The organism is Kingella negevensis (assembly GCF_030177895.1).
GTDB classification, from domain to species: domain Bacteria; phylum Pseudomonadota; class Gammaproteobacteria; order Burkholderiales; family Neisseriaceae; genus Kingella_C; species Kingella_C negevensis.
This window is the reverse complement of the sequence record NZ_CP123448.1, coordinates 363,829-377,019: the sequence shown is the minus strand read 5'-3', so window position 1 is coordinate 377,019 and position 13,191 is coordinate 363,829. Positions and strand designations below refer to the sequence as shown.

At 46.8% G+C, this 13,191-nt stretch carries 10 protein-coding genes and 2 pseudogenes; 8 read left to right on the top strand and 4 right to left on the bottom strand.

All coding sequences use genetic code 11. The features are described from left to right. Positions 1 to 2 precede the first annotated feature (2 nt). From QEO93_RS02030 to QEO93_RS02020, 3 genes and pseudogenes are all read left to right on the top strand, one after another. Positions 3 to 104: pseudogene (locus QEO93_RS02030) on the top strand (DUF2061 domain-containing protein); the annotation flags it as partial. A 52-nt stretch (positions 105 to 156) separates the two neighbouring features. Further along, positions 157 to 451, top strand: a pseudogene (locus QEO93_RS02025) (catalase); the annotation flags it as partial. 137 nt (positions 452 to 588) lie between these two features. Beyond that, the gene (locus QEO93_RS02020; RefSeq protein ID WP_032138185.1) at positions 589 to 2,097 is read left to right on the top strand and encodes an AmpG family muropeptide MFS transporter; all 1,509 of its coding nucleotides are present in this window, start codon (positions 589 to 591) and stop codon (positions 2,095 to 2,097) included. A gap of 95 nt (positions 2,098 to 2,192) precedes the next feature. Here the strand turns inward: QEO93_RS02020 and QEO93_RS02015 are convergent, their stop codons facing one another. Together QEO93_RS02015 and QEO93_RS02010 are read right to left on the bottom strand one after the other, a co-directional pair. After that, entirely contained in the window at positions 2,193 to 2,471 is a 279-nt protein-coding gene (locus QEO93_RS02015) for a helix-turn-helix domain-containing protein (RefSeq protein ID WP_032138184.1), read from the bottom strand. A 20-nt stretch (positions 2,472 to 2,491) separates the two neighbouring features. Then, positions 2,492 to 3,082 (bottom strand): hypothetical protein, encoded by a 591-nt coding sequence (locus QEO93_RS02010; protein ID WP_032138194.1) that lies wholly within the window; start codon positions 3,080 to 3,082, stop codon positions 2,492 to 2,494. Between the two features lie 188 nt (positions 3,083 to 3,270). Between QEO93_RS02010 and QEO93_RS02005 the strand changes: the two genes are divergently transcribed. Together QEO93_RS02005 and dinG are read left to right on the top strand one after the other, a co-directional pair. Then, positions 3,271 to 4,467, top strand: a complete 1,197-nt coding sequence (locus QEO93_RS02005; protein ID WP_032138183.1) for an acetate kinase — start codon at positions 3,271 to 3,273, stop codon at positions 4,465 to 4,467. A 101-nt stretch (positions 4,468 to 4,568) separates the two neighbouring features. Next, positions 4,569 to 6,704: an ATP-dependent DNA helicase DinG gene (gene dinG, locus QEO93_RS02000; protein WP_032138193.1), complete on the top strand. Its 2,136-nt coding sequence runs from the start codon at positions 4,569 to 4,571 to the stop codon at positions 6,702 to 6,704. Positions 6,705 to 6,745: 41 nt separating this feature from the next. Here dinG and QEO93_RS01995 read toward each other — a convergent pair whose 3' ends face one another. Then, the gene (locus tag QEO93_RS01995) at positions 6,746 to 7,063 is read right to left on the bottom strand and encodes a hypothetical protein (RefSeq protein ID WP_032138182.1); all 318 of its coding nucleotides are present in this window, start codon (positions 7,061 to 7,063) and stop codon (positions 6,746 to 6,748) included. A gap of 28 nt (positions 7,064 to 7,091) precedes the next feature. Here QEO93_RS01995 and QEO93_RS01990 point away from each other — a divergent pair, with 28 nt between their 5' ends. Genes QEO93_RS01990 through QEO93_RS01980 form a run of 3 tightly spaced genes read left to right on the top strand, consistent with a single transcriptional unit; the run spans position 7,092 to position 10,894 of the window. Further along, the gene (locus QEO93_RS01990) at positions 7,092 to 7,235 is read left to right on the top strand and encodes a hypothetical protein (protein WP_157686393.1); all 144 of its coding nucleotides are present in this window, start codon (positions 7,092 to 7,094) and stop codon (positions 7,233 to 7,235) included. A 32-nt stretch (positions 7,236 to 7,267) separates the two neighbouring features. After that, complete coding sequence (locus tag QEO93_RS01985) at positions 7,268 to 10,159, top strand: DNA translocase FtsK (protein ID WP_085815497.1); 2,892 nt, start codon at positions 7,268 to 7,270, stop codon at positions 10,157 to 10,159. A gap of 21 nt (positions 10,160 to 10,180) precedes the next feature. After that, the gene (locus tag QEO93_RS01980; protein WP_180676237.1) at positions 10,181 to 10,894 is read left to right on the top strand and encodes a glycosyltransferase family 25 protein; all 714 of its coding nucleotides are present in this window, start codon (positions 10,181 to 10,183) and stop codon (positions 10,892 to 10,894) included. Between the two features lie 49 nt (positions 10,895 to 10,943). On the opposite strand, the gene pnp is transcribed toward QEO93_RS01980, so the two are convergent. After that, positions 10,944 to 13,091 (bottom strand): polyribonucleotide nucleotidyltransferase, encoded by a 2,148-nt coding sequence (gene pnp / locus QEO93_RS01975; RefSeq protein ID WP_032138179.1) that lies wholly within the window; start codon positions 13,089 to 13,091, stop codon positions 10,944 to 10,946. Between the last annotated feature and the right edge of the window lie 100 nt (positions 13,092 to 13,191).

Sequence of the window (13,191 nt, the reverse complement as noted above, 5' to 3'; positions counted from 1 at the left end):
GGCTGCCTGAAATTTTCGCTATTTTGCATTTCAGCACCGCTTTTAGCGTGGCTTATGTTCTCACTGGCAGCATTGGCGTATCATTCATAATAGCTTTTATAAAACAATTTTCTATTTTTGATTTAATTTATCTATTTTTAACACAAGGAACAAATCATGAAACAATGTCCTGTAACGCATTTGACGATGAACAACGGCGCACCTGTTGCCGATAACCAAAACTCACTGACTGCTAGCTCAAGATTTGTAGCTGAATGAAAAATTGGCGACTTTCGTGCGCGAAGTGATTCCAGAACGCCGTATGCACGCGAAAGGTTCGGGCGCGTTTGGTAAATTTACCGTTACCCACGACATCACAAAATACACCAAAGCAGCGATTTTTAGCGAAGTGGGCAAAGAAACCGAATTGTTTGCGCGTTTCACCACGGTGGCGGGCGAGCGCGGTGCGGCTTACGAAACCGACCCAGCATTGGGACAACTGAGCTTGTTAGCACCTGTTCCATACAAAACGACTTTTCAGGCTGCGTTTTCTATTTCAGGCAGCCTGAAATGCTATAATCACGCTTTCCGAATTGATTAAATCATCTCATGCATCATTCTTCAAACTATGTCAAAAGCTATCTAGACCGCCGCGCCATTGCCCTGCTGCTACTGGGTTTTTCCGCAGGTGTGCCGATTTTGCTGATTTTTTCCACTTTATCTTTATGGCTGACCGAAGCTGGTGTATCGCGCGACATGGTTACGACCTTTAGCTGGGCGGCGTTGGGTTACTCATTTAAATTCGTGTGGTCGCCATTGATTGACATGCTGCCTTTGCCGATGTTGTCGCGCAAGCTGGGGCAACGACGCGGCTGGTTGCTGTTCGCGCAAACGCTGATTATTGTGGCGATTGTGTGCATGGCGATGGTGAATCCTGCGGATTCAGGCAGCCTGAACGCGATGGCGTTTGCAGCGGTGTTGCTCGGCTTTTCTGCGGCGACACAAGATGTAGTGATTGACGCGTATCGCATTGAAATTGCGCCGAATAATCCGTCTATGCAAACCGTCATGTCGTCCACATACACGGCTGGTTATCGCTTGGGCATGATTACGGCTGGCGCAGGTTCGCTGATTTTGGCGGCATGGCTGGGGTCAAGCAAGGAGCATTATGTTTACGAAGCGTGGCGCAACACTTATTGGGCAATGGCGGCGATTATGGGCGTGGGTGTAGCGACAACGTTGTCGGTGCGCGAACCCGAAAATCATCGCGAAAACACTAGCGCATTATCCGCAACTGACAATCTGCGTTTGCTGCTGATGTTTGTGTTGTGCGTGGTGGCATTTGTGGTGGCGTTCCGTTTTTCAGGCAGCGTGTTGCCTAAAAAATCATCTTCGCCTGTGGTGTCGCTGTTTTGGGAAACGGTGCGTTTGAGCATTTCTTTGGTGGCAGTGGTGGTGGTGGGATTTGGCGTGGTGCGTAGCGGTTTGGTAGCGAAAAAGTTAGCTTGGCAAACTTGGGTTGCGCCGCTTGCGGACTTCTTTCATCGCTATGGGAAACGGGCGATTTTGTTGCTCGCGCTGATTGGTTTGTACCGCATTTCGGATATTGTGGCGGGCGTGATTTCTAATGTGTTTTATGCGGACTTGGGTTTCACGAAAACGGAAATCGCTACGGCTGTGAAGACGTTTGGTGTGATTATGTCCATCGGTGGCGGTTTTGCTGGTGGCATTTTGGCGCAGCGTTTTCGCATTATGAATATGATGATGATTGGCGCGATTGTGGCGGCGGCAACGAATTTGCTGTTTGCGCTATTGGCAACGCGTGGGCACGATGTGGCGTTGATGTATTTTGCGGTGGGCGTGGATAATTTCGCGTCTGGCTTAGCGAGTACGGTGTTTGTGGTGTTCTTGTCCACGCTGACGAATATTCGCTTTACGGCTGTGCAATATGCGCTGTTGTCTTCGCTGATGTCGCTGTCGCCGAAGATTTTGGGCGGCTACTCGGGCGCGATTGTGAACAATATTGGTTATACGCAGTTTTTCTTGTTTACCGCTGCGCTGGGCTTGCCGATTTTGGTGTTGGTTTGGTTGGCAGATAAATATTTGTTTCGGGAGTAATGCAGCCTGAAACAAATAAGATAAAAACACCGTAGATGTAAACACATCATATAAAACGCAGCCTGAATATTATTTTTCAGGCTGCGTTATTTTGTTTACGCGCCAATCATTGCCAATCGCGTAGTCGGCGACAAAAGCAACTGATACGGCTCAACTTCCAGCGCAATCGCAATTTTCTCAATATTGGATAGCGCGATGTTCCAGCGTTTGCGTTCCACGGACGACACATACGTTCTGTCCAAGCCGCATTGTCGCGCCAACTCTTCTTGCGACCAGCCTTTGTTCACGCGAAACAGGCGAATGTTATACGCCAAAATATCGCGCAAATCGTTGTTGTCTGGCAGGGTTTCGGGGGCTTGTAGTTTTGCTGACATTTGTTTTCCTTGTGTTTGAATTATTCAACCAATCCCACAGCTTGAAAAAAGGCGCGATACGCGTCTGCTTTTTTCTGCAACGATAAGGGATAGGCGCGTGATGTGGACGGTAATCGTGTTAATTGCAAGGTACGGTCGCCGCAGGTGTAATCGATCGTTTGATTGGTTTTGGGCAGCTTGATTTTTTCAGGCTGCAATCCGAGCAAAATTTCGGTGGCTTTGCCGCCTGTGGTGGCGATTTTGGTGCAGTTGGGCATTTGTGCCAACACGGCTGGCAAGTCCACGCTTTCAACCACTTGCAGAAAATCGTCAGACGCGTTACCGTGCAGGCGAATGGCTTTGTGAACGGTTGGGCAAGACGCAATACCGCGTTCCCACAAAAAGGCTTTGATTTTGTCTGCGTCAAACGCTTTGCCTGACGCAGCCTGAAAATGGGTGGGGTCGTTGAAAAAAATCATGCCGTAAATGCGCCACATATCGTTTTGAAAATTGGGATAGTGAAATACCATGGCGCGTTTGTCAGGCGTAGGCGGAAATGTTCCCATGAGCATAACGGTGGCGTGTGGTGGCAGAAATGGGGGAAAGGGTATGGTTTCGACTTCTTGGGTCATGGTGGTTCTCTGAAATGGGTTTTCAGACTGCATTTTAGCTGAAACGCAGCCTGAAAAGTACCAAACGATAATTTTCAGGCTGCGTAAAAGTTTCAGCCTTTATTTATAACGGCGTTTTCGTTAAAATAATTGGTTACGCGGGAATCCTCCCGAGTAACATTCATTTTGAATATTAAGGATAAAGTCTCATGACACAAAAATTGATTTTGGTATTGAACTGTGGCTCTTCTTCTTTGAAAGGCGCAGTATTGAACAACGATAGCGGCGAAGTTTTGATGAGCTGCTTGGGCGAAAAATTGGGCTTACCAGACGCATACATCACATTCAAAGTAAACGGCGAAAAAGAAAAAGTTGAATTGAAAGAAGAACCTAACCACACTGGTGCGGTAGGTGCTTTGTTGAATGAATTGAAAAAATTGGGTTTGGAAAGCCAAATTGCTGCCATCGGTCACCGCGTGGTTTCTGGCGGCGAAAAATACAGCGAATCAGTTTTGGTAACTGACGAAGTGGTTAAAGCCATTGAAGATTGCATTCCATTGGCTCCATTGCACAACCCTGCAAACTTGTTGGGTATCCGCGCAGCGCAAGACATTTTCAAAGGCTTGCCAAACGTGGTGGTATTTGACACAGCGTTCCACCAAACTATGCCAGAACACGCTTACACTTACGCGATTCCACGCAAATTCTACCGTGAATTGGGCTTGCGCCGTTACGGTTTCCACGGCACTAGCTACCGTTTCGTAGCAGGCGAAGCGGCTCGCGTATTAGGTAAAGACGAAAACAACTTGAAATTGGTGATTGCTCACTTGGGTAACGGTGCGTCTATCGCAGCTGTGAAAAACGGCAAATCTGTAGACACCAGCATGGGCTTGACTCCATTGGAGGGTTTGGTAATGGGTACTCGCTCTGGCGACATCGACCCTAGCGTTTACTCTTTCTTGGCTGATAACTTGAAATTGAGCATTCAAGAAGTTACTGACATCTTGAACAAACAAAGTGGTTTGTTGGGCATTTCTGAATTGTCTAACGACTGCCGCGCAATTGAAGAAGGCGCAGAACAAGGTCACGAAGGTGCAACCTTGGCATTGGAAATCTTCTCTTACCGTTTGGCTAAATACGTGGCTTCTATGGCAGTGGCAGCAGGTGGCATCGATGCATTGGTGTTCACTGGCGGTATCGGCGAAAACTCTGGCGCAATCCGCGAAAAAGTGTTGAACTACTGCGAATTCTTGGGCTTGAAAGTGGACGGCGAACGCAACTTGGCCGCTCGCTTCGGTAATTCAGGCGTGATTACTGCTGATGATAGCAAAGTAACTGCCGTTGTTATCCCAACAAACGAAGAATTGATGATTGCTCACGATACAGCTCGCTTGTCTGGTCTGTAATCTAGTAACTTAACAAAAAGCAGCCTGAAAAATTTTCAGGCTGCTTTTTTTCTATGAACTATAATACGCCCTTCCCTTTTTCAGGCAGCCTGAAAGCCATTATGCTTACCGATTTAGAAAAAAACGCCATTCGCGACCACTATCGCGCCATTTCCGATAATCTTCCCAATTTCCGCCCACGCGCCGCACAGCGTGAAATGATTGCGGCGATTGCCAACGTATTTTCACGCACACTCACGCGCGAAGAAGGCAGCGACACGCCGCCCGAACGCAACGGCGAAAGCATTGCCGTCATCGAAGGCCCCACTGGTGTGGGCAAAAGTTTGGCGTATTTGCTCGCTGGCGGCATTATGGCGCAGACACGTCAGAAAAAGTTGATTGTGTCAAGCGCGACTGTTGCGCTGCAAGAGCAGTTGGTTGGGCGCGATTTGCCGTTTGTGGTGGAAAAGAGCGGCTTGGAATTGTCGTTTGCGATTGCGAAAGGGCGCGGACGATATTTGTGTCCGTATAAATTGTACCAACTGACGCAGGGCAACGCGCAGCAAACGCTGTTGGGCATTGAAGAAGCCCCCGTTTTTCTGTGGGACAATAAGCCAAAAAAAGACGAACTGGACACGCTTGTGAATATGGCAAAGCAATTCAGCAACCGCCAATTCAACGGCGACCGCGATACTTGGGTGGAGAAAATTGACGATGCGTTGTGGTTTAAAGTAACGAATGATAGACACGGCTGCCTGAAAGCGGCTTGTCCGAATCGCGCCGAATGTCCATTTTTCCTAGCGCGTGAGACGTTGGAAACGGTTGATGTGGTTGTTTGCAATCATGATTTGCTGCTGTCGGATATTGGCATGGGCGGCGGCGTGATTTTGCCTGCGCCTGAAAATAGCTTTTATTGCATTGACGAGGCGCACCATTTGCCGAAAAAGGCGTTGAGTCAATTTGCGGCGGAACATTCATGGCTTCAGGCGGTGTGGGCGATGGAGAAATTGCCCGACATCACGCAGAAGATTGCGCATGTATGCGATAAATTGGAATTGGCGAATTTGGTTGATGAAGCGGCTGGCGCGTTGCTAGAGAGCTTGAACGAATGGCAATTTCATTTGCAGGACACGCCTGAATTGAATGAAAGTGAACACGAAGCGGTTTGGCTGTGGGAAGATGGCAAGATTCCCGATGATTTGAATACGTTGGTGCAGAATACATTTATCACGGCGCAAAGTGTGTTGAAAAATGTGGCGAGTTTGAACGATGCGTTGTCGGCGGCGCGGCGTGATAAGGAGCAGGACGGCGCACAAATTGACCGTTTGTCGTCTGAATTTGGCGTTTTTATGGCGCGTGTGGAGCAGATTGAAGCGGTTTGGGCGCAAATGGCAACCGTGATGAAAGATGAAAAAGACCCACCGTTGGCAAAATGGATTAGCCGTCAATTTGATGATAAGTTGGATTACACTTTCCATGCCAGTCCGATTAGCAGCGCGGCGATGTTGGCGAATGGTTTGTGGCGGCGAGCGGCAGGCGCGGTGCTGACCTCGGCGACGTTACAGAGTTTGGGTAATTTTAATTTGTTGTTGCAGCAAACAGGTTTGGCGTGGTTACCTGAAACAACAACTTTGGCATTGCAAAGTCCATTTAATTTTGCGGAACAGGGTGAATTGTATTTGCCGCCGCTTGCTGCGAGTCCGAAAGACCCTGCGGCGCATACCGATGAAGTCGTGAAATGGTTGCCGAAATTGATTGATGATAAGGCGGCGATTGGGACGCTGGTGTTGTTTACATCGCGCAAGCAGATGAATGATGTGGCTTTCAGGCTGCCTGAAAATTTATTGCCGTTTGTGTTGATTCAGGGCGAGCAGTCGAAAGCGAAATTGTTGGAACAGCATGATTTGGCGTTGAAAGAGGGTAAGCCGAGCATTATTTTTGGGCTGGACAGTTTTGCAGAGGGGTTGGATTTGCCGCTTGAGGCGTGTGTTCATGTGATTATTGTGAAGCTGCCGTTTTCGATGCCTGATAATCCGATTGAGAAAACGCAGAGCCGTTGGATTGAAAAACGCGGTGGAAAGCCGTTTATGGAGATTACCGTGCCTGAAGCGAGTATTAAATTGGTTCAGGCGGTGGGGCGGCTGATTCGAACGGAGCGCGATTATGGGCGTGTTACGATTTTGGATAATCGTGTGAAAACGCAGCGTTATGGACAGCAGATGTTGGCGTGTTTGCCGCCGTTTAAGCGTATCAGTTGAAAAAAGCAGCCTGAAAATTAGTTTTCAGGCTGCTTTTTGTTTTACATTTGCCAAACGTGTGCGCCAATAAATCCCAAAATAAACGTGGTATTCAATGCCCATGCAACCGTGAGATATTGTGCAATTACGCCCACTTCAGGATTTTCTGCGTGTTGCCCTGCCACAAAAATTTTGCGGCAAATCCAAGCGGTGTAAATCATCAAGAAAATCATGTAAGGAAAAATCATCAGCTTGTTTACAGGCTCCATGCCCCAACGCAAGTAAGCGAAGCCTGCCCATAAAATTTGGCTAATCAACACGCCTTGTAGCCAAAATGTTTGCCATAAACGGTTTTTGATATTAAATTTTAAGAAAGACATTTTTGTTCCTTTATGTATGTTTGAAAAAATGTTACTTTTTGTAAACACATTGTCTGCCCAAAACACAATTTACACAATAGTCATAATGACTGATACGTTTTCAGGCAGCCTGAAACAGGGTAAAATCAACCCTTATTTCTCTTCACAAAATTTCACGTTTCAGGCAGCCTGAAATGCACATTAAACTTTCGGAGCGCGTCTTTTATGATGTACTTATTACTCATTTTAGTGCTTGCCATTTTAGGCGGCTTGGTTTGGTTGCAACGCAAGCAAGAACAAGAATGGCTACAAGAAATAGCGCGAGCCTCTAAACCATTAGACTACAAACAGCCCGTTGCGCAAGCCCCTGAAGAATCATCAGATGAATTACTTGATGATAGCGATGACTTGCATATTGATGACATTAAAGAAATCACAGAAATCGCCCCTTCTAAGTGGCTGGACACCCTGCCCACAAATGAAGAGGAAATTGCTGCATCCTCCGCTGATACAGATATCAATCACGACATCACAGAAGACATTTTCTCTGCCCCTTCTGCGCCAGTGGTTGTTGATTCAGGCAGCCATTTTGTTGAAACCAAATTCGACATGGATTCAAGCGAACCAGTAGAAACCCCAAACGAAAGCGCATTCACCTTCACGCTGATTGATGAAGAACCCTCGCAGCCTGAAAAGAAGTATGAATTAGACAATTCTTTTTTTGAGCAACAAAATCAATCGCTGCTAAAAGAATTGTCTCAATCGCACGTCGTGCCTGCCAAAGCAGAAGTCATCACGTTAGAAGATGCCACCCGTAACATTCTCACCGCTCACAAAACCTTAGAAGCCGAACAGCCTAAAGTGGTGGTTACTGCGCCCGATGTTGCCCTGTCGCAATTAATTAAACCCGTTTCAGTAACAGAATCAGAAAACACATCAGCAAATTTTGCGCATGAAGAAGCTGAAACCACGCAGCCTGAAATCCTCGTTTCCAAGCAAAAAATGGAAGTGATTACAGAAGATGACCCATTTATTCATCGCACACGCAATAAAACACTCGCCGAGTTAGCCGATTTTCAGCAGCCTGAAAACCCAGCTACTCAAGACGAGACGCGCCCAGAAAAAGCAGAAGTTGAGTTGCAAACCATAGGCATTGAGGACATTCAGCACAGCCTAACACGCCGACACAGCGCTCGACAATTACAACAAGTAGAGCAAAATTCTGAACCATTCAAAGAATTAGAAGTTATCCCAGATAACGAAGTATGGGCGAACCTAGCGCACCAATACACACCAGCGCACCGTAGAAGCAAAGTTGGTTTTAGCACACAGGCCAACCGAGCAACTGCCCATTCTGCTGCCGCGCCCATTTCAGGCGTAGCAATTGCCGCCGCGCCCATGTTCCCAGAATTGGCTGCCACCGTGCCCAATATTCCCGAACCTGCAAGTTTCAACAAAACTTCACACGCTGAAGAATTTGCGATGGATTTTTTCAATTCCACCAAACACAAAGCTCAAGCACCTGTTCAGGCTGCAAAACAAGACATTGCACCAGAAAAAGAAGAAGACATCTTTTCAGAAGAAGATTTTGAAAACTACTACGCGGAAGAAAAGCAAGTCGCTCATTCTGAAGATAATTTTGATGACGAGCCAAACACCATTCCGCCACTAGATATTCTGGCACCAGCAGAATATGACGAAACCGCTATTCAAACGCAAGAAGAACTAGAAGCCAATAGTCGCACCATTGAAGAGAAATTGGCAGAATTTCGCGTGAAAGTGAATGTGGTAGATGCTTACTCAGGCCCCGTGATTACACGTTATGAAATTGAACCAGATGTGGGCGTGCGCGGCAGTTCCGTATTGAATTTAGAAAAAGACTTGGCGCGTTCATTGGGCGTGGCTTCTATCCGTGTGGTGGAAACCATCCCTGGCAAAACATGCATGGGCTTGGAATTACCTAACCCTAATCGCCAAATGATTCGCCTGAGTGAAATTTTCAACTCACCTGAATTTTCAGGCAGCCAATCCAAATTAACCATCGCGCTGGGGCAAGACATCACAGGCGAACCCGTTGTAACCGATTTAGCCAAAGCACCGCATTTATTGGTAGCAGGCACAACAGGTTCAGGCAAATCCGTGGGCGTGAATGCCATGATTTTGTCCATGTTGTATAAAGCCACGCCAGACGAAGTTCGCATGATTATGATTGACCCGAAAATGCTGGAATTGAGCATTTACGAAGGCATTCCACACTTGCTCGCCCCAGTGGTTACTGATATGAAACTAGCAGCCAACGCCCTAAATTGGTGCGTGAACGAAATGGAAAAACGCTATCGTTTCATGAGTCACGTGGGGGTGCGCAACTTAGCCAGCTACAACGAAAAAATTCAGGCTGCTGCAGCCAAAGGGCAAAAAATTCCTAATCCGTTCAGCTTCACGCCTGACGACCCTGAGCCATTGGAAAAATTGCCTTATATCGTGGTTGTGGTAGACGAATTTGCCGATTTAATGATGGTGGCAGGCAAACAAATTGAGCAACTGATTGCGCGCTTGGCACAAAAAGCCCGCGCCGCAGGTATTCACTTGATTTTGGCAACGCAACGTCCAAGCGTGGACGTGATTACAGGCTTGATTAAAGCCAATATTCCAACACGCATTGCGTTCCAAGTATCCAGCAAAATTGACAGCCGTACCATTATCGACCAAATGGGCGCAGAGAATTTGCTCGGTCAAGGCGATATGTTGTTCTTGCCGCCAGGCACCAGCTATCCGCAACGCGTTCACGGCGCATTTGTGGCAGATAACGAAGTGCATGAAGTGGTTGAATATCTGAAACAATTGGGCGAACCAGATTACATTGATGATATTTTAACGCCCGAAACCAATGAATATGACTTTGCTTCATCGCCGACTGGTGACCGTGATGCACTGTTAGACCAAGCGGTGGAAGTGATTTTGCGTACCAAAAAAACCAGCATTTCTTCTTTGCAACGCCAACTTAGAATTGGCTACAACAAAGCCGCCACGATTATGGAACAACTTGAAGCTGAAGGCGTGGTTTCCGCCGCCGACCATTCAGGTAAACGCACCATTTTAGCAAGACGTACTGATTGAGTTTTCAGGCTGCAATAGAGATTGCAGCCTGAAATTTATGGAGAATCAATAATGAATTTAGCAGGTTATGTTATTAACTTAGACCGAATGCCAGAGCGCATGGCAAGATTTAATCAGCACCCTGATGCGTGTTTCTTCACACGAGTGAGCGCGCATGACCGTTTAGATTTAGAAAAAATTCCGAAAGATGACTTATTTAATGAACAATACATTCTGAACCGTTACCCCAAAAAACCTGAAATTTTATATGGAGAAATTGCATGCACCTTATCGCATATCGCTTGTTGGAAACAGGTTGCAGCTAATCCATCTTTAAACGGCGATGACTATGCAATAATCGCCGAAGATGATTTAATTTTAGCTACTGATTTCATGAAATTATTAGAAAATTTTTGTCAGTTGCCAGATGTTATTGCACGGCAAAAAAATATTATCTTGCTACACAAATTAGGAATCCGTCATATTCAATGGTCAAACATTGTGGCGCAGCCTGATAGCCAACTGCAAATTGGTTGGTTTGATTTCCACGAGGATTTTGATTCAGATGGCTCATCGCTCTACATGATAAAGAAATCTTTTGCTCAAATAATGGTGAACCGCTTGAAATCCGAAAAACCCTATTGGTTAGCAGATATTTTTTCAGCCTTTTGCAATAGCGAAGCCATGGCAATTTGCTATCCACCATTAGGCTATATTCCAAAAGACAATCAATCAGATATTGGTGAACGGAACTAAAAAAGCAGCCTGAAAATAATTTTCAGGCTGCTTTTCATTTACTTATCGATTATTCAGCAACTTGTTCCGCTTGAGCTTGGACTTGGACTTGAGGCTCACGTTCAGGCTGTGGCAGCAACGCTTTAATCGACAAGCGAACACGACCACGTTCATCTACTTCCAACGCTTTCACATTCACTTTTTGACCCACTTGCAAGTAGTCGCTCACGTTTTTCACGCGCTCGTGGGCGATTTGGCTGATGTGTACCAAGCCATCTTTCCCTGGCATAAGGGTAACAATCGCACCAACATTGTTGTCCAACAATTTCACCACTTCGCCTTCATAGACTTTGCCCACTTCCACTTCCGCAGTAATCATTTCAATACGCGCGAGAGCCGCTTCACCAGCTTCGGCGGTTGTGGCAGCAATCGTTACCACGCCCTCATCGCTGATGTTGATTTCTGTGCCCGTTTCAGCTGTGATTGAGCGGATGGTTTCACCGCCTTTACCAATCACTTCGCGGATTTTGTCTGGGTTGATTTTCATCATGTATAAGCGTGGCGCGTGTTGCGACAACTCTTGTGGACCAGCAACCGCTTCTTTCATTTGACCCAAGATGTGCAAGCGCGCTTCTTTGGCTTGTGCCAACGCGATTTGCATGATTTCTTTGGTAATGCCTTGAATTTTAATGTCCATTTGCAACGCGGTAACACCTTCTGTCGTACCGGCCACTTTAAAGTCCATATCGCCCAAGTGGTCTTCATCGCCCAAAATATCAGTCAAAACCGCAAATTTATTGTCCTCCAAAATCAAGCCCATTGCGATACCTGCAACGTGCGCTTTCAAAGGCACACCAGCAGACAACAAGCTCAAACAGCCGCCGCAAACTGATGCCATTGAAGAAGAACCGTTAGATTCCGTGATTTCAGAAACCACGCGCATGGCGTAGTTAAAATCTTCAGGTTCAGGCAGCACAGCGATTAACGCGCGTTTTGCCAAACGACCATGACCAATTTCACGGCGTTTTGGTGCGCCTACGCGACCTACTTCGCCAGTTGAGTATGGCGGGAAGTTGTAGTGTAACATGAAGCGGTCAGTGTATTCGCCGCTCAATGCATCAATAATTTGCTCGTCGCGTGAAGTGCCTAAAGTAGCTACTGCCAAAGCTTGCGTTTCGCCGCGTGTAAACAAAGCTGAGCCGTGTGTGCGTGGCAATACGTTGGTTTGAATGTTCAATGGGCGAACAGTGCGCGTGTCGCGACCATCAATGCGTGGCTGACCTGCCAAGATTTGACCGCGTACAACGGCTGCTTCCAAATGTTTGAAGATGCCTTTGATTTCGTTTTTCGCCAAAGTGTCGGTTTCTTCGGTAATCAAAGCGGCTTCAACAGCAGCCCAGGCTTCGTCCAATTTCGCAGAACGCGCTTGTTTTTGGTGGATTTTGAACGCTTCGGCAATCGTTTCGCCAGCGATTTCGCGCACTTTTGCCACCAATTCAGCGTTGGTTTCAGGTAATTTCCAGTCCCAAACTTCTGGGTTGACTTCGTCTGCAAATTCGTTAATCGCGTTAATCACGGCTTGCATTTGCTCATGACCGAACACCACCGCGCCCAACATCACGTCTTCTGGCAAGATGTCAGCTTCTGATTCCACCATCAAAACGGCTTGGTTTGTACCTGCCACAACTAAATCTAGTTGTGAAGTTTCCAATTCTGTTTTGCTTGGGTTCAACAAGTATTGCCCGTTAGCATAACCTACACGAGCCGCGCCGATTGGGCCTGCAAATGGCACACCGCTCAACACCAGCGCAGCAGACGCGCCAATCATTGCAGGAATATCACTGTCGATTTCAGGGTCGCAAGAAATTACCATCGCTACGATTTGAATGTCATGATAGAAGCCTTCTGGGAACAGTGGGCGGATTGGACGGTCAATCAAGCGACTAGTCAAAATTTCTTTTTCGCTTTGTTTGCCTTCGCGTTTGAAGAAGCCACCAGGGATTTTGCCTGCGGCGTAAGTGCGTTCAAAGTAGTCCACAGTCAATGGGAAGAAGTCTTGACCTTCTTTTACATCTTTGTTGGTTGTAACCGCTACCAAAACGACTGTGTCGCCCATAGACACTTTTACTGCGCCTGCAGCTTGGCGTGCGATTTCTCCTGTTTCTAATGTAACCGTGTGGTTACCGTATTGGAATGATTTAACGTGTTTGTTAAACATATCTATCCTTATGTTGAGATGCCCACTGTCTAAAATACTATTGATGCACACTTTTTTCCCAATGTGCATGGGTAGGATTTCAGGCTGCGGACGAGTTGAA